General features: G+C 70.3%; 14 protein-coding genes and 3 pseudogenes. 10 read left to right on the forward strand and 7 right to left on the reverse strand.

What is annotated here, in order from left to right:
• Positions 1-727: 727 nt before the first annotated feature.
• The 6 genes from ACWDBE_RS38460 (at position 728) to ACWDBE_RS38485 (ending at position 6,681) form a co-directional block, all read left to right on the forward strand.
• Complete coding sequence (locus ACWDBE_RS38460; protein ID WP_449810296.1) at positions 728-1,450, forward strand: hypothetical protein; 723 nt, start codon at positions 728-730, stop codon at positions 1,448-1,450.
• A gap of 77 nt (positions 1,451-1,527) precedes the next feature.
• Positions 1,528-1,725, forward strand: coding sequence for a hypothetical protein (locus ACWDBE_RS38465; RefSeq protein ID WP_449810297.1), 198 nt, complete (start codon positions 1,528-1,530; stop codon positions 1,723-1,725).
• Between the two features lie 761 nt (positions 1,726-2,486).
• Positions 2,487-3,575 (forward strand): 3-oxoacyl-ACP synthase III family protein, encoded by a 1,089-nt coding sequence (locus ACWDBE_RS38470; RefSeq protein ID WP_449810298.1) that lies wholly within the window; start codon positions 2,487-2,489, stop codon positions 3,573-3,575.
• A 145-nt stretch (positions 3,576-3,720) separates the two neighbouring features.
• On the forward strand, positions 3,721-3,984 hold the full coding sequence (locus ACWDBE_RS38475) for a hypothetical protein (protein WP_449810299.1): 264 nt from the start codon (positions 3,721-3,723) through the stop codon (positions 3,982-3,984).
• A complete protein-coding gene (locus tag ACWDBE_RS38480; protein WP_449810300.1) occupies positions 3,974-5,608 on the forward strand; it encodes an amino acid adenylation domain-containing protein in 1,635 nt (544 codons plus the stop codon). Before ACWDBE_RS38475 ends, ACWDBE_RS38480 begins: the two co-directional genes overlap by 11 nt.
• Positions 5,536-6,681, forward strand: a complete 1,146-nt coding sequence (locus ACWDBE_RS38485) for an acyl-CoA dehydrogenase family protein (RefSeq protein WP_449810301.1) — start codon at positions 5,536-5,538, stop codon at positions 6,679-6,681. Before ACWDBE_RS38480 ends, ACWDBE_RS38485 begins: the two co-directional genes overlap by 73 nt.
• Positions 6,682-6,764: 83 nt before the next feature.
• On the opposite strand, the pseudogene ACWDBE_RS38490 reads toward ACWDBE_RS38485, so the two are convergent.
• The 3 genes and pseudogenes from ACWDBE_RS38490 to ACWDBE_RS38500 all read right to left on the reverse strand — a co-directional run.
• A pseudogene (locus tag ACWDBE_RS38490) lies at positions 6,765-6,983 on the reverse strand (SDR family oxidoreductase); the annotation flags it as partial.
• A gap of 126 nt (positions 6,984-7,109) precedes the next feature.
• Positions 7,110-8,312, reverse strand: coding sequence for a hypothetical protein (locus tag ACWDBE_RS38495; RefSeq protein ID WP_449810302.1), 1,203 nt, complete (start codon positions 8,310-8,312; stop codon positions 7,110-7,112).
• Between the two features lie 178 nt (positions 8,313-8,490).
• Positions 8,491-9,099, reverse strand: a complete 609-nt coding sequence (locus ACWDBE_RS38500) for a TetR/AcrR family transcriptional regulator C-terminal domain-containing protein (RefSeq protein ID WP_449810303.1) — start codon at positions 9,097-9,099, stop codon at positions 8,491-8,493.
• Positions 9,100-10,013: 914 nt separating this feature from the next.
• On the opposite strand from ACWDBE_RS38500, the gene ACWDBE_RS38505 reads away from it, so the two are divergent.
• The gene (locus ACWDBE_RS38505) at positions 10,014-11,066 is read left to right on the forward strand and encodes a threonine/serine dehydratase (protein WP_449810304.1); all 1,053 of its coding nucleotides are present in this window, start codon (positions 10,014-10,016) and stop codon (positions 11,064-11,066) included.
• Positions 11,067-11,393: 327 nt separating this feature from the next.
• Positions 11,394-11,834 (forward strand): hypothetical protein, encoded by a 441-nt coding sequence (locus ACWDBE_RS38510; protein WP_449810305.1) that lies wholly within the window; start codon positions 11,394-11,396, stop codon positions 11,832-11,834.
• A 68-nt stretch (positions 11,835-11,902) separates the two neighbouring features.
• Here ACWDBE_RS38510 and ACWDBE_RS38515 read toward each other — a convergent pair whose 3' ends face one another.
• Together ACWDBE_RS38515 and ACWDBE_RS38520 are read right to left on the reverse strand one after the other, a co-directional pair.
• The gene (locus tag ACWDBE_RS38515) at positions 11,903-12,085 is read right to left on the reverse strand and encodes a hypothetical protein (protein ID WP_449810306.1); all 183 of its coding nucleotides are present in this window, start codon (positions 12,083-12,085) and stop codon (positions 11,903-11,905) included.
• Positions 12,086-12,132: 47 nt separating this feature from the next.
• A complete protein-coding gene (locus tag ACWDBE_RS38520; RefSeq protein ID WP_449810307.1) occupies positions 12,133-13,131 on the reverse strand; it encodes an AraC family transcriptional regulator in 999 nt (332 codons plus the stop codon).
• A 74-nt stretch (positions 13,132-13,205) separates the two neighbouring features.
• Between ACWDBE_RS38520 and ACWDBE_RS38525 the strand changes: the two genes are divergently transcribed.
• The gene (locus ACWDBE_RS38525) at positions 13,206-14,024 is read left to right on the forward strand and encodes an NAD(P)H-binding protein (RefSeq protein WP_449810308.1); all 819 of its coding nucleotides are present in this window, start codon (positions 13,206-13,208) and stop codon (positions 14,022-14,024) included.
• Between the two features lie 672 nt (positions 14,025-14,696).
• Here the strand turns inward: ACWDBE_RS38525 and ACWDBE_RS38530 are convergent.
• A complete protein-coding gene (locus ACWDBE_RS38530) occupies positions 14,697-15,059 on the reverse strand; it encodes a hypothetical protein (protein WP_449810309.1) in 363 nt (120 codons plus the stop codon).
• A 187-nt stretch (positions 15,060-15,246) separates the two neighbouring features.
• Between ACWDBE_RS38530 and ACWDBE_RS38535 the strand changes: the two are divergent.
• A pseudogene (locus ACWDBE_RS38535) lies at positions 15,247-15,403 on the forward strand (DUF488 family protein, N3 subclade); the annotation flags it as partial.
• Between the two features lie 242 nt (positions 15,404-15,645).
• Here the strand turns inward: ACWDBE_RS38535 and ACWDBE_RS38540 are convergent.
• A pseudogene (locus ACWDBE_RS38540) lies at positions 15,646-15,963 on the reverse strand (IS5/IS1182 family transposase); the annotation flags it as partial.
• Positions 15,964-16,112 lie beyond the last annotated feature (149 nt).

Consider the following 16,112-nt stretch of genomic DNA (forward strand, 5'->3'; position numbering starts at 1 on the left):
GCGAAGTCCTTCAGGGAGACGTCGGCGAGTCCTTCGCCGACGAGGGTGAATGCGGGGGCCTGGGTGCCGGTGGCGGGCAGTGCGCCGCCGACCTGCACCGGGTTGCCCTTCAGCGTGACCTGAGCCATGAAAAGTCTCCTACCAGCGGTATGCGGGATGCAACGCGCCGATCCTACTGCCCGTCCCTGTTCCCGCCAGGCGGCGACCACCGATCCGGCTGCCCCGGCCGCCCGTTGCATCCCGGCACCTGGATACCCGGACCGTCCGGCACCTGTTGTGTCCTACCTCCCTATGCCCGGACACCTGGATGCCCGGGGCCTGGATGCCTGGGGCCTGGATGCCCGGGTGCCAAGGAACAGTGGGATCTCCCCGGTGGCGGTCCAGTTCTCCTGGGTCCAGCCTCATTCCGTGGGGCACGCGGGGACGACCGCTAGGCAACTCCCGGGCTCGGTCGTACTCGGGCAGGTGCATCGCTGCGCGCTGCCGCTCCCGCCCTGTGGTCAGCTGATCTCCAGTCGCGCGGGAGAGGGGGAACACCGACCCCGCGCGGCCCGTCGGCCGGGAGAATGTAACAACAACCACTAACTCGCTGTTCTCAGCCATTTGCTGACTTCGTTCATTTCTCGGGCCGGTGCTCGTTGACACGGTTCGGTGGTAGCTCATACCCGATGGCCGGTGTGGCGGCGTTCGAAAACGACCTCCGGTCGGGCCATGGGGCTGTGGGGCTGTGGGGCTGTGGGGCGACAGGCAAGCACGGTTCGCGGCGAAGCTCCTCCACCGTTCGTCCGGCCGGTTCGGACCGCTTGCCCCCGACCCGCTCGGTATCGCCGAGGGCGACGTGGCCCGACTGCACAGCAATATCGAGATCCTCGGACGGTACCTGCGCGACGAGGCCTTCTACTCCTGGCCCGAGCCCGACCCGGCGGCCTCGCACCTGCGGGCGGTCGGTGCAGGTCTGGATTGGCTCGCCGCCCACGTGGCGCAGCAGGCGGCTCAGCGCCTTCCGGACGCCACTGTTGCCGAACTGTCGATCGCCGCCGACCACTCTGCGGTCGCCCACCTGTTCACCGCCCGGCTGATCGAGCACACCAGGGATCTCCTTACCTCCGATCCTGTTGCCCAGGGGGTCCTCGGGGCGGCCGGCGGGGCTCTGCGTGCGGCGGCCCGGGCCTGGCAACAGGCCGCGACGAGCTGGAAGCCGGACTTCGGCAGCGCGCCCGATGCCTTGAGTCCCCGCCTCGTGCGTGAGGCCGAGTTCGCCGTGGTCCGGCTCGGCCGTTACATCCGCGCAGGAAGACCCGGTAGCGCCGGCCGGTCAGGCCTCCTCCTCGGTGGTGCACCAGGCGCTGGGTACCCGGCCGGGCAGCCGGTGCTCGGTCCGGTGCTCGCCCTTGGTGCAGCCGCCGAACGGGCCGCTCGGGCCGCGCAGGGCGGCGACGTGGGGCGGTAGTGGTCCCGGTACCAGACGCTGGGCCCGGTGTAGACCTGCTGTTCTGGCGCCACAACGGCGGTGGCCACATCTACCACGTGGCTCTCTACGTCGGTGACGAACTGATGATCTCCGCACCGAAGACCGGCGAGGTCGTCAGCCACTCCCCGTTGCGGACCTGCCCGCCTCCGGTTTCGCGGGCGCCACTCCGGGTGTCGGGGTTGCGGCGGACTGCCTCGACGGTGATGTCCTCCCATGCCCCAGCAGCAATGCACGCGACCCGCGAGTCAGCCTGAACGACTCCGTACACACGAACGGGCGACACCAGATCATCCAGAAACGGACTTAACATCCTCTGAGTGACTTCAGCTCCTCTTTTTCCATGGGTTTCAATCGGAGCGGACCGTGCCGGTTCCGGTTCTTCCGGGGCGTTTTGATTCCGGCCATTGGTCGGCCTTTTTTGGTAGGCCGGGCGGTGGTGGTCGGACTGTTCGACGGGAAACGTCCGAAAAGTGGGACTTCGGCGTGGTCGGTATTTTTGGTATTCCGTCCCTTCGTGGGACCTCATGAGTGCACCGGTCTCCAATCCAGGCGCAGGAGTAACACCGGAAGGCGCCTGCGTTCGTGAGCGACTGGGGAGCCTTGAACGCGGGGGACTTTTCTGCAAGGATCTTCGAAGCGGAGCCCGATCACTGCGGGAAAGTCGGAACGAATTCCCGCGGCGGTCGGACCGCCCAGTTCCTCGGTAAGCACGGCGCGGGGTCCGCATCCTGCATGCGAGACGCCCGTGGGTACCGTCTGCAAGTCCGGTCGCCGGTGTCCGGTCCTCCCCCCTTGAAACATTCGTCGGCGGGTGCACCCGCGCCCGCCGACGGCTGCGGAATTCCGGTCGAGCCTGCGGCCGATCCGCCGGAGGTGGTTCGAGGCCCGTGGCGGCACGGCCACGGCGGTGTCCCCTTCAGGGAGGCGCCGGCCGTCGGATTCCCCGTGCCCGCATGCTCCCCTCGCCGGCAGCACCACCGCACCCGCTCCTTGTCGTCCAACGAAAGGTTCGGTCATGACATCCGTCGGGATCCTGTCCCTGGCGACGTACCTGCCCCAAGGCCTGCGAACGAACGACTGGTGGGGGCTTCCGCCCACCACGCCCTCGGGGGACAGCGTGGGCCCCACGCCCCGCAACCACTTCGACGCGGCCATGCAGCCCTACATCGACGACCCCTTCTTCGGGAGCGTGGAACGCCGCGTCGCGGCCCAGGGCGAGACCTCCCTGTCGCTCGGCGCGCAGGCGGCCACCCGCGCGCTGACCGCGGCGGGACTCGAACCGGGCGACATCGACGGGCTCATCGTGGTCTCCATGTTCCCCGACCGGGTGGGATCCGGGGACGCCGGCTACCTCGCGAAGGAACTGGGAACGGGAGGCGGCGCCTTCAACGTCGAGGCCACCTGCTCGGGATCCCTCTCCGCGCTGCTGACCGCGTGCGCGCTGGTCCGCTCGGGGCTGAAGAAGCGCGTCCTGGTCGTGGCCACCTCGATGCTGGCGAGGGCCATCGACGCCGACGACGTCACCCTCCGGCTGTGCGGCGACGCCGCGGGGGCGATCGTCGTGGGCGAGGTCGAGGAGGGCTTCGGGCTCCTGGGCGCCAAGACGCTCAACACCAGCGAGACCTGCGGCACCTGGATGATGGACACGGTCGAGGACGGTTCGGGCACCACGGCCGGTGGCCGGCGCATCCGTCTCCGGGTGGACCCGTCGATCGCGCACGTCTTGCGCTACACCGCGGAACCGTTTCTTCTGAAGACCGTCGACGGAGCCCTTGAGGCAGCCGGCGCCACTCGGGACGACGTGGCCGCCTTCATCGTGAACACCCCGACCGCCTGGCACGCCGACTTCTCCGCACGCGCGCTCAAGGTCGCCTCCGAGAGGGTCGTCAACACGTTCCCGCGGGTCGCGAACATCGGGCCGGTCCTGATGCCGTTCAACGCCTTCACCGCCGCCTCACAGGGCCTCATCAAGCCGGGGGACCTGACCGTCCTCTACACCTTCGGCGGCCAGGCGGAGGCCGGGGCCGCGGTGTTCCGCTGGTCCGACACGATCCTCGCGCCCGAGCCGGAGCCGGCCACCGTCCTCAACGCGCCGCGCCTCTGACCCACTGCGGCTCCTCCGCCTCCGCGCCATCCCCGGTGCGGCAGCACGGACACCCCGACGCGCCATCACCCCGACACCCCATCACCCTGACACGCGGTCGCGCCAACATGCCCTCGCGTCAGCACACCGACACACGGAGACCACTGTGAGCGACATCCACGACAGCATCCACGCCTACATCCTGGCGAACATCATCAAGGACACCGACCCGAGCGCGCTGCCCGACGACCTCGAACTCGTGGAGAGCGGAGTCCTGGACTCCATAGGCATCATGAAGCTGGTCACGTTCCTGGAGACCACCTTCGACATCGAGGTCGGCGTCAGCCACCCGCGCGAATACTTCAAGACCGTCACCCACATCGTCGAGTACGTCGAGGTGCGCGTCGGGGGCGCCGGTAATGAAGGCTGATCCGACCGTAGCGCCGGACTCCCTCGACCAGTACCTCGGCCGCACCGCCGAGCGCCTCCCGGACGGCGAAGCCGTCGTCGGCAGCGACGGACGCGGCATCACCTTCCGGGAGCTCCACCGCCTGTCCGCCAAGGTCGCGGCGTACCTGTCACGCCACGGCGTGGGGCCGGGCGACCGCGTGGGCCTGCTGCTGCCCAAGTCCCCCGAGACGGTCGCCGTCATGCTCGGCACGCTGCGCGCCGGCGCCGCCTACGTCCCCATCGACGCGAACGGCCCCGCCGAACGCGCGGCCAAGATCCTCTCCGACTGCGCGGTCCGTGTCGCCTTCACCACACCGGACGCCCTTCTGCGCCTCGACCGGACGGCCGTCCAACCGCACCTGACGCCGGTCCTGCTGGCCCCCGGCGCACAGGAACCGTCCGACACACCCCACGCGGTGTGGGCCGATGTCCTCGCGGCGGACGAGAAGGACGCCCCGCAGGTCGAGCCCGATCCCGACCGACTGGCCTACCTGCTCTACACATCCGGCTCCACCGGAACCCCCAAGGGCGTGGCCATCACCCACCGCAACGCCGTCAGCTTCGTCGAATGGGCCTCGGCCGCCTTCGCCGTCACCGAAGCCGACCGGCTGTCCGGCCACGCGCCGTTCCACTTCGACCTGTCCGTCTTCGACGTCTACGCCGCGCTGCGCAACGGTGCCGGCGTCCACCTCATCGACACCGACCTCGCGGCCAGCCCGCGCCACCTCGCGAGATTCGTCTCGTCGCGCAGGATCACCATCTGGTACTCGGCCCCGGCCATCCTCGGCGCGATCGGCGCGATGGAACCCGCCCCGCCGGCCCCCGCGGACCTCCGGCTCGTCCTCTTCGCGGGCGAGCCCTTCCCCCCGGCGAAACTGCGCCGCATCAAGCAGACCTGGCCGGGCCCCGACTACTTCAACCTCTACGGGCCCACCGAGACCAACGTCTGCACCTACCACCCCATCCCCGATAAGGTCCCCGACGACCGCCACGACCAGTACCCCATCGGTGCGCCGTGCTCCCACTGCGACGCGCTGCTCGTCGACGAGGACCACAACCCCGTCGACGGGGAGGAGGGGTTCCTCGCGATCGCCGGCCCCTCGGTCTTCCCGGGGTACTGGCGCGACGGACGGCCGGTGCAGTCGGCGTCGCACTTCACCACCGCCGACGGGCGCCTCTGGTACGACACCGGCGACGTCGTCCGGCGGGAGGGGGGCGTCTTCGTCTTCCGGGGTCGGCGCGACCGGATGGTCAAGCGCCACGGCTACCGGATCGAGCTCGACGAGATCGAGAAGGCCCTGGCGGCCCACCCGGACCTGGGCGACGCGGCCGTGGTCAGCACTGACAGCGACGGCCAGTGCGTCATCACCGCGTTCATCGTCGCTCCCATCGGGGCGCCGTCGGCACCCGACCTGAAGCGCTACACCCAGGGGTACCTGCCCCGGTACATGCTCCCCGACCGGTTCCAGGCCCTGGAGGAGCTGCCCCGCACGTCCACAGGAAAGACCGACTACCGTCATCTGGAGGGCCTGTGCCAAGCGGAACCGACGAGCGACAACGGGAACTCTTCGAACGTGCTGCGGACTTCGCCCGCCAGAATCTGAACGACGACATCCCCGGCCGCAACCGGGACGGGGTCTTCGACCGGGCCGCCTGGAAGCTGTGCGCCGAATTCGGTCTGCTGAAGATGGCGATCCCGGACGAGGGCGAGTCGATGCCCCGGCTCAGCGACCTGATCGCGGTCATGGAGGGGCTCGGCTACGGGAGCGACGACCAGGGCCTGCTCTTCTCGCTCAACGCCCACCTCTGGACCACCATGGTCCCGCTGGTGCTGTACGGCACCCAGGAGCAGCGGGAACGCTACCTGCCCGGGCTGGCCGACGGAACGCTGATCGGGGCCAACGCCTCGACCGAGCCGGAGGCGGGCTCGGACGTCTACGCGATGAAGACGACCGCGCGACCCGCCGACGGCGGCGGCTACTTCCTCGACGGCACCAAGACGTACATCACCAGTGCCCCGGTGGCCGACCTCCTCGTCATCTACGCCACCCTCGACGAAGAGGCCGGACCGCTCGGGATCACCGCCTTCCTCGTGGACGCCGACACCCCCGGCCTGGAACGCAGCCCCGCCTTCGACAAGATGGGGCTGCGCACCGCGGCGATGGGCCGTGTGGACCTGAAGCAGTGCTGGGTGCCCGACAGCGCCGTCCTGGGGCGGCCCGGTCGCGGAAGCTGGGTCTTCGAGAGCGCCATGGAGTACGAGCGCGGCTCCATCCTGGCGGCATGCCTGGGCGTGATGCGCCGCCAGGTGGAGAACGCCGTCCAACACGCCCGCCGGCGGCAGCAGTTCGGTGAGCCGATCGGGAAGTTCCAGGCCGTCTCCCACCGCATCGCCGAGATGAAGGTCCGGCTCGACGCCGCACGCGCACTCGTCCAGCGGATCGGCGTGCTCAAGGACGAGGGCAAGGACGCCACCCTGGAGGCGGCCGTCGCCAAGCTGTACGTCTCCGAGGCGTACGTCCAGTCCTCGCTCGACGCCGTGCGTCTCCAGGGGGCGAAGGGCTACCTGTCCGCCAACCCCGAGTCATGGCAGCTCAGGGACGCCGTCGGGTCGTTGCTCTACTCGGGGACGTCCGACATCCAGCACAACATCATCGCTCGCGAACTGGGCCTCTGAGGTCCGTCCGACGACCGGGCCGTGACGGCGCGGTGGGCCGGGTGGAATCGACGGGGACGGTCGACTCCACCCGGCCCACCGTGTCACATCCCACCGCCGGGAGTGCCCCCGCCGTCGACGACCAGGATCCGGCCGGTGATCCAGCCGGCGTCGGGGGAGCGCAGGAAGGCGACCGCGCCCGCGACGTCCTCCGGGACGCCGAGGCGACCCAGCGGGTAGGCGGCGGCGACCTTCTTCTTCCGGCCCTCGTACAGCGCCTCGGCGAACTTCGTCTTCACCACGGCGGGGGCGACGGCGTTGACCATGGGCCTCGACAACCCCGAGCTGCACCAGAGGCCCTGTTTTCATGCCCGGCGGGCGACGAGATCGCCCGACCGAGTTCCCGCGGTCGAACCCGCGTCCACCAAGATCGGTACGACAACGGCTTCCTAGACGCAGCCGGGTACGGTGCTGGGGCTACCGCAGTTGTTGGGCTGGTTGAGGACGACGGGACTGACGTTCAGCGTCACCGTGCCGCTGGCCCTGAAGATGCCGCCAGCGTCTGCACCCGTTCCCAGCGCCTGGTTCTTGGTCACCGGGCTACGGGTGAGAGTCGCGTTGCCGAAGGCCGTGTTGACGATGCCGCCACCGCGGGAGTTCGTACCGTTGGTGGTGTTGCCGAAGACCGGGCTGTCAGTGAGCCGCACCGTGCCGGTCAAGTTGTAGATGCCGCCGCCCTGCGCATTGTTACCGGTGGCGGTGTTGCCGGTGACCGTGCTCGTCTGCAGCGTGATGGTGCCGGCTTGTGCGATGCCGCCGCCCAGCGCATTGCTCCCGGTGACGTCGTTGCCGGAGACTGCGCTGCTGGATAGCGTCACCGTCGTGCCGACCGCGGCGGCGATCCCGCCGGCCAGGGTTCTTGCGTGGTTGCCGACGATCGTGCTTGCGGTGACGGACGCCGTGCCGGAGCCTCCGAACGGGCTGACGAACAGGGCCCCGCCGGCCGCCGCGGTGTTGTTGCGGAGCACGCTCCGGTTGACGGTCAACGCGCCATTGTCGTTGTCGACGGCCCCACCGAAGCTGTCGGCGGTGTTGGTGGTGAGGACGGTGTTGTTCAGCGTCAGTTCGGGCCCGCCGCCACTGAGCCAGATGGCACCGCCCCGGCCGTTGCCGAGGCTGCTGGACGCGTGACCGTTGCTGAGGGTCAAGCTGTTGAGAGTGAGGTTCCCATTGGAGCCGTTGACTTGGAAGAAGCGGAAATTGGCCGCGCTTGCCGCTCGAGTGATGGTGTCGCCGCTTCCGTTGATCGTAACGGTGCTTGTGATGACCGGCAGTCCGTTGTCGTCGTTCGGCGGTGCGGCGTCAGTGAGGGTGTAGGTGCAACCCGGTCTGAGGTTGACCGTGCCGCCCACCGTCGCGACAGCGCCGATCGCGGCTTGCAGGTCGCTCTCGCTGCAGCTGGCCACGTTCACGACCGGCCCCTGGATGGTGGCGCGATCGGTTCTTCTCGCCTTGGCGGAGGGCACGCCGGGAACCGGGTTGATGGGCCCCGTGGCCGACTGCGACACGCCGAGTACGTCCGCGTCCGAGGCGGCCGCTTGTGCGGTAGCGGGTGGCGTAATGACGCCAAAAGCGACGAGGGTGAGTCCCATGCAAATGGGGGTCCTACGAGAGATGCTCAGCCGCATCGGGGCTCCTTCGGGTGGATCGCGAGTGTCGTTCCAGTGAGTGACACCGGCACACAGAAATGATCTATGTCGTATCAGCCGGTGAAATGAACCGGGATGCCCCGACGACACCCGGATGGGGGCGTGCCGTGAGGTATGTGATCTACTTCCCCTCGGCCGCCTGCCCGGGCACCAGCGCGGCCCGGGCCGGATCGGCCGCGGCGATGAGCTGGTGGAGTGCGCCGAAGTAGACCTCGTGGTCGACCACGGCGAGCAGGACGGCTCCGAGCTGCCCGGTCAGCACGGGGAACTCCTCCGGGTCGAGTTCGGCCAGCGCGCGCCGGGTGGCGGCCCGGGCGGCCTTGGGGTCGCGGTGGTTGACGAAGCTCGCGCTGCCCAGGGTCAGTAGGTACAGCCGCCGGTAGGTGACGATCGCCTCGGCCGGGGTCATGCCGGCGGCGAGGGAGTCGGCGAGCTGCGGCTCCACCAGGCGCTTGAGCAGCTGCGGGCCGAGCCAGGGCCGGTCGCCGCGCAGGGCGACCAGGCCCGGATGGGCCGTCAGCAGCTCGTACAGCGCGGTGAAGCGCGTCTCCGTCGCGGTGGCCCAGTCGGTGCCCGACGGGATGTGCGGCAGGCGGGCGGCGAGATGGTCGGTCACCAGGTCGAGCAGGCCGGCCAGGTCGGTGACGCGGCGCTGGAGGGACGCCACGGGGATGTCCAGCGCGGTGGCCAGGGTGCGGAAGCTGAGCGCGGTGTGCCCATCCTGATCCACGATCAACAGGGCTTGCTCAGCGATCCGTTCGGGAGTAGCGCGGTTGAGGGAAGTGGATTGCCTCGGCATGCGAGTCAGCGTACGGTACACCGTACCGTCACGGAGGCTCATGCATCCTCACGGAGGCGACATGCCCCGCACCACGGCACTCGACCCGCTGTTCACCGCTGTGGACAGCACGTCCTTCACCGACCGGCACCTGGCCGACCTCGCCGCCGGCACCCTCGCGGCCGTCCGCGTCCCCGATTTCGTCGACCGGCAGACCTGCGTGAGCGCGCTGCCCGCGCTGGACCGGCTGCCCACCGCCGACTACGACCCGGCCCGGTGCCGACCCCGATCGTCCGGTTCGGTCCGGTCCTCAACGACCACCGCGGCCAGGACGGCCAGCTGGACTCCGGCCGGTACTGACGCGACGCGGAGACCGCCAGCGCAACCTGGCAGCGGGCCGGGATGCGCCCGGACCCGATCGCCGTCTCGCCGGCCCGCCTCGGCTCCGCCTGGGGCGCCGCCCTCGCCCCGGCCGCCATCGTCGGCTGCCCGGTCTTCGGTGACACCCTGCGCGAGATCAACGCGGGGCCCTGGCGCACTACGACGACATCAACCGCGAGTTCCCCACCGGCCTCCGCGTCCCGGAGGAGGGCGGGGCGAGCACCGTATGGCGCCACCTCCGGGAGCCCGCCGACGAAGGGCACCGCCGGGCGTACGGCTACCGGTTCGAGGCGGTCGGGCACGGCCGGCGCGTCGACCTCGCGCCGCAGCTCGGCGACGGACTGCTCTTCACCCCCCCCGCGAACTTCCACGCGGTCGCCCCGAACCTGGCCGGCCGCCGGATCGCGTTCGTGTTCTTCCTCGGCCTGACCACCACCGGCCGGCTCATCGCCTGGTCGTGACCATCTCATCGCAGGAGCAACGAAGTGCACCAGCTCACGTACGGCGACATCAAGGCCGCCACCGACCGCATCGCCGGACGCATCCGCCCCGTCGCCCTGGCCCAGGTCGACCCGGGTGCGATCCGCACCGCCCACCGCGACCCCCTGGAGGAGCGTGAGGTCGTCCCGTGCGAGGTGTGGGTGGCCATGGAGTTCATGCAGCACACCGGCTCGTTCAAGGCCCGCGGCGCGCAGAACTTCATCCAGGCCCACCGTGACGCCGACGCCCTGCCGGACTCGGGGGTGACCATCGCGTCGGGTGGCAACGCCGGGCTGGCGTGCGCCTGGGCCGCCCGGCAGCAGGGCGTCCGTGCGACGGTCTTCCTCCCGGAGACCGCTCCGGCGGTGAAGGTGGCCAAGCTGCGTGGCTACGGCGCCGAGGTGCGGCTGGTCGGCGCGGAGTACGCCGAAGCCCTCGCGGCCTGCGAGGAGTTCGCCGTCGCCACCGGCGCGCTCGCCTCGCACGCCTACGACCACCCGCTGATCGCCGCCGGGGCCGGCACCCTGCTGGAGGAGATCCACCAGCAGATCCCCGGTCTGGACACCGTGGTGGTCGCGGTCGGCGGCGGCGGTCTGTTCGCCGGCGTCGCCACCGCCGCCCGGCACCACGGCATCCGCACCGTCGCCGTCGAGCCGGAGAACTGCCGCGCGCTGAACGCCGCGATCGAGGCCGGCCGCCTGGTCGACGTCACCGTCGATTCGATCGCCGCCGACTCCCTCGGCGCCCGCCGAACCTCCGCCATGGCCCTCGCCGCCGCACAGCAGGACGGCGTGCACTCCGTGCTGGTGCCGGACACGGAGATCGCTCGGGCCCGCCAGGCGCTGTGGGACCACCGCAAGGTGGCCGTCGAGACGGGCGCCGCGACCGCGCTGGCCGCGCTCACCGCCCCGGACCGGCACGTCGCCGACCGCGACCTGCCGACCCGCCCCGCCACGGTGGGCCGCAGCTACCGGCCCGGCAGCGGGGAGAAGGTCTGCGTGGTGCTGTGCGGGGCGAACACCGACCCGTCCGACCTGGTGAAGTCCACCGCGCACTGACCAGCAGTACGACGAAGGCCCTGTCGACAGCCGCCCAGCGGCAGCGCGGCGCCCTCGCTGCCGACCGCGACTGACGGCGGCCCGGGGCGCACTCTGGAGGCGGGCCCCGGGCCGCCCGGACGTGCCGGTGCTGCCGCAAGCCGCTGCCCCGGGGGTGCTCGCGGCGGCGGCTCTACTGCGGTGCGGCCTGCCGCTCGAGTGCGGCACGGCCTTCCCGCCGCCCGGCACCTTCGGGCTCGCCGTGGTCCTGGAAGCCGGCAAGCACCGCAATGTTCTGGCCGCGAACGAAACGGCCGGTCGAACCGAAGATCGACCGGCCGTCCCGGCTTGTCGGGGCCGGCCCTCTATCCGGGCACGCTGCTGCTGTGGACCAGCACCGGCTGGACCAGACAGCGCCCGATCTACGCCGTCGCCGCCCACCGGTCGGTCGAGGTGGCCCTGGACGATCGTGTCCCGCTCCGGCAACCGGGCGGCGACACGGAGCAGTTCGCCGGTCTGCTGGGTCTGCTCAAGGTACAGCAGCTGGACAAGGCCTCGGCCGAGGCCGTCGAACCCGGCACGGCCATGCCCGATTCGGTGGGCAGTGCCGCTGCGTCGAGCGAGCAGGAGTGCGGAACGGCACGGCAGTCCTGGGCCTGTCGCGCGCACGGACTGGGTGTCGGTGATCACCAGGGGTCCTCTGATCGTCTGGCCCGCTCCCGCACCCGGCGGCGCAGGATCTCCTGGGTCCGCTGGTCGAGGACGTCCCGGCGCCACAGGCTGAAGTAGTGGAACACCGCTGACCAGGCCGGGAAGTCGTGCGGCAGGAACCGTCACTGGCAGCCCGTCCGGTTCTGTTACGGCAGCGCGTTCACGACCTCGCGCAGGTCGCAGGGGCCGGGGTCCCCGGTCGCCGAGCGCGACACCCGCTCCTGCTTCCAGGCGGTGACCAGTGGCTCGATCAGGGCCCACTGCCCGTCGGACGAGTCTGTTGAGTGCGGCGTCCGTTCCCTGCCCCCGCAGCACCATGCACGCGACATGCGAGTCAGCCTGAACGACTCCGTACGCACGAACGGGCGACACCAGATCATCCAGAAACGGACTTGACGCCCTCCCGTGGTGATGAAAGCGCCTCATTTGACTTGACGACTATCGTGTCCCGATGAGCGGACGGCGCCACCCCTCGTACCCGCTTGAACGCCGCACTGAACGCGAATCCGTCCGCATACCCGACTTCCTTGCCCACTTTCGCCACTGTCGCACCCGGCATGCGGAGCCGATCGGCGGCCAGAGCCATCCGCCAGTCGGTGAGGTACGCCAGCGGCGGCCTCCCGACCAGGGCCGAGAAGCGCCGGGCGAACGTGGTGCGGGACATACCGGCCTCGGCCGCGAGCGAGGCGACCGTCCACGGCCGGGCCGGTTCCTCGTGCAGCCGGCGCAGTACGTGCCCGATGTGCGGATCGGCGAGGGCCCGGTAGCCGGGGGGCGGGGTGGCGCCCGGGTGTGCGAACCACATCCGCAGGGCCCGGACGAGAAGCAGGTCCAAGAAGCGGTCCAGGACGGTCTGCTGCCCTGGCTCATCGTGCTCGACCTCGGCGGCGATCAGGCCGAGGAGCGCGGACAGGCCGGAATCAGGGCGCACGATCGTGACCGGCGGCAGCGCGTCGAGCAGTGGCCGGGACAGATTGCCACCGCCCCGGTATCCGGCGGTGACCAGTAGATCCGTCGTGCTGTCCGCCGTGTCCCCGACGGTGCGGCCGGTCACCCTCCAATTGCGCCCCGTTTCTTCCGGATCACCGACAAGGGTGCAACGGTCGGCACCGTCCACCAGCACCCGCACCCCGCTGCCCGGCCGATCCGCGACGCTGTAGGGCGACCGCGTCCGCACGAGCGCGACGGCGCCCTGCGGCAGCTCGACCGCTTCGCCCTCGGCGGGCACGAGCCACGCGTCGCCGCGCAGCATCGCACTGAGCGTCAGCGGCGCCGGATCGGTGAACCGCATGCCCCACGGCGGCGCGCTCACCGTGCTGCAGAACGCCGCCCCGCGCGCCCTGACCCCGGCGAGATAGTCATCAAGAAGATCCATGCTGGAACGATCGCACATTGATCTGGCCGTCTCGGCCATGGAACGTCCCAGAGAACCCTTGTTGACTGAAGGACATGACACAGATTCTCGTTCTCGGTGCCACCGGCAAGACCGGTAGTCGCATCGTTCCCCGCCTCACGTCCCTCGGCCACACCGTCCGCTCGGCCTCCCGCTCGGCGGAGATCCGCTTCGACTGGGCCGACCGTTCCACCTGGGACCGGGCCTTGGCCGGCATGGAGGCGGTGTACTTCGTCCCGACCGAAACGCTCGGCCTGCCCGAACGCGCCGAGTTGGTGGACCGGGCGAAGGCGGCCGGGGTCCGGCGGATCGTCCAGTTGTCGGTACGCGGCCTCGACGCCGACGGCGGCGTACCGGAGACGGAGGCGGCAGTTCGTGGATCGGGGCTGGAATGGACGGTGTTGCGGCCTTGTTGGTTCTCGCAGGATTTCTCCGCGCCGGATTTCTTCCTCCCATCGGTCCTGGGTGGTGAACTTGCGACTCCTGCCGGGGATGGTCGTGAACCCTTCGTCGACGTGGAGGACATCGCGGACGTCGCGGTGGCTGCTCTTACCGGTGACGGCCATGCGGGCAGGGCCTATGAACTGTCCGGGCCTCGGGCGCTCACGTTCGGGGAGGCCCTCGCCCTCATTGGTGCTGCCGTCGGACGTGAGTTGCGCCATCGTCACCAGGACCCGGCCGACTACGTCGCGGCGCAGGTCGCGGCGGGCCACGACATTGCGGACGCCGAAGCCGTCGCGGCTTTTCTGGACGGTATACGCCTCGGCGAGGACGACTATGTCAGCACCGGGGTTCAAGAGGCACTCGGCCGGGCCCCGCGATCGTTCGAGGAGTACGTGCGGACGACGGCACTCACGGGGGTCTGGAACCCCTGACCGATCGGGGACGGCGGCCTGCCGGCGCTGGGGGAGCGATCCGCAAACCCGTCACGCGGTTTGGGGTCGGCACGGGTGTTCTCGGGTTCCCGGTTCGGGTGGTCCCGGCGGTGTCGTCGCATGGGGGCAGGGCCTCTGTGCGGCTTGGGGGTTGTGGAGACCGAAAGGCCGCGAGGAGGCCCTGTTGCCGTTTTGGTGCGCCGTTGCTGCGGTCGTGGGCGACTCCGGTTCCCCGAGGTGTGGCTGCTTTGCGTGCCGGTACGGTGATGTGGGCGACCATGGCGCGTGTGTTCGGCGCTGCGACGGCGACATGAGCGACGCCGGGTGGGGGCGGTGCGGGATCTGCTGCCGGTGCCGACTCATGGCCGCCGAGCTGGGAGACTCCGTCGTGAGTTCGCCTTAGGATCGGCGACCTTGCAGGAGCTGGACGCCTCCGGTGGTGACAAGGTGCGCCTGCCTTCGGTTCAACGCCGGCGGTGATCGGGCGTTGGACTCGGTCCGGCGTGTGCGGGTCGGTTGGTGTGCGGGGGTGTTGGGGGGGTTGCGGCCGGCTGGCTGGTCGGTTGTGTGTGGTGGCACCGCTCGGGTGGCTGACGGTTCCTCGTGAGGACGGCGGGAGCGTCGGTCGGTTGGAGGGTCGGGCCTCCGGGCGGTGCCACCGCATTCTCGCGGTCAGTTGAAGACGAGGATGTCGGTGCGCATCGGCAGGGGGCTGTTCCAGCCGATGTTGATCTTGAAGGTGACGACGCCGTTGCCGGGGGCGATGCTCGACACCTGGAACGGTGCGGCACCGACGAACCGGTTGCCGTTGGCGTCGGTCTCCGAGGCGGTGATGACGACGGTCGAGTCGATCCCGATGACGTTCCACGAGATCTGCAGGTTGAACGTCCCGTTGCCGGGGCTCCAGTTCACCCAGCCGCGCCACACGGCGCCGAGGTTGCCGCCGATGTCGGCGAGGTGCTGCTCGGTGTCGGTGGACTGCAGTGCGCCGGTGATCTGCGGGACCTGGGAGGCGGTGGGTTCGGCTGCGGCCATGACGGCCCTCCTTGTGCCGGGAGGGCCCCACGAGCCCTCCGGATACCCAGAGTGTCTACTCGTGCGCACAGTGTCACAATCACTCGTGGGGGTGAATGCCCGGCGTGTCGCCGCGCCACCCGCTCGTCCGCGCTCCCGGCCGCACGCCACCCGCGCGTACCCCGCCCTACCCGCCTGCCCGCCCGCTCGCCGCCGCTACCTGGCCGAACTGCGGGATGCGCGACACCACGAGGCGGCCGGGCACCTGCGCGACCCCGCCGCCCACGACAAGCTCACGCTGCTGACCGCCACCAAGGATGCGGACCCCCAGCCAGGCCGCCGTGCTCGCCCAATGGTTGGTCCGGTGGCGGCTTTGGATGCGGACCACGGCCAGGCCGTCGTGCTTGCCGGATGGCTGGTCCGGTGGCGGCTTTGGATGCGGACCACGGCCAGGCCGTCGTGTTCGCCGGATGGCTGGTCCGGTGGCGGCTTTGGATGCGGACCACGGCCAGGCCGTCGTGCTCGCCCAATGGCTGGCCCGGTGGCGGCTTCGACTGAGACACTGACCGCCACGGACACCGAGTCCTGCCACGCCCGCGCATCCTGATCACCGGCGTGGGCCCGTCAGGTTTTTGGTGGTGGGGCGGCCATCCCCGTGGTAGCGCGAGGTCGGGTGGCGGACGAGCACACGCAGTGTGACGATCGCGGTGGACGGGTAGAGGTAGAAGTCCGCGACGCGGCTGCGCTTCCCGGTGCAGCTCCGCTGCTTGCCGAAGCCGTTCATCCACGAGTGACTCCGCTCCACCGCCCGCCTCTTGTCGGCCTGGACCGGGGCGGGGGACGCCCTTGCGGGCGATCTTGCCGGTGAAACCCAACTCTCGAGTAGGCAACGGTACCTGTCGCTGTCGTAGCCGCGGTCCAGGTTGTTCGACGGCGACTTCGCCGGTGACATCTACCGGGCGCTGCGGGACTCCTGTCCCGGGGTGGAGACCCGCAGCCGAAGCGTCGCCTGTCCGGCCGTGCTCTTGTTCGTTTCCGCGGTGACGGGCCGGCAGGTGATCGGCGCGTTCGGCG

The organism is Kitasatospora sp. NPDC001132 (genome assembly GCF_053598415.1).

What these genes read in the sequence shown, in the direction of transcription:
- ACWDBE_RS38470 (WP_449810298.1), top strand. Translation starts at nt 2,487, where the DNA reads ATGACATCCGTCGGGATCCTGTCCCTGGCGACGTACCTGCCCCAAGGC.
- ACWDBE_RS38480 (WP_449810300.1), top strand. Translation starts at nt 3,974, where the DNA reads ATGAAGGCTGATCCGACCGTAGCGCCGGACTCCCTCGACCAGTACCTC.
- ACWDBE_RS38495 (WP_449810302.1), bottom strand. Translation starts at nt 8,312, where the DNA reads ATGGGACTCACCCTCGTCGCTTTTGGCGTCATTACGCCACCCGCTACC.
- ACWDBE_RS38515 (WP_449810306.1), bottom strand. Translation starts at nt 12,085, where the DNA reads ATGTCGCGTGCATGGTGCTGCGGGGGCAGGGAACGGACGCCGCACTCA.
- ACWDBE_RS38520 (WP_449810307.1), bottom strand. Translation starts at nt 13,131, where the DNA reads ATGGATCTTCTTGATGACTATCTCGCCGGGGTCAGGGCGCGCGGGGCG.
- ACWDBE_RS38525 (WP_449810308.1), top strand. Translation starts at nt 13,206, where the DNA reads ATGACACAGATTCTCGTTCTCGGTGCCACCGGCAAGACCGGTAGTCGC.
- ACWDBE_RS38530 (WP_449810309.1), bottom strand. Translation starts at nt 15,059, where the DNA reads ATGGCCGCAGCCGAACCCACCGCCTCCCAGGTCCCGCAGATCACCGGC.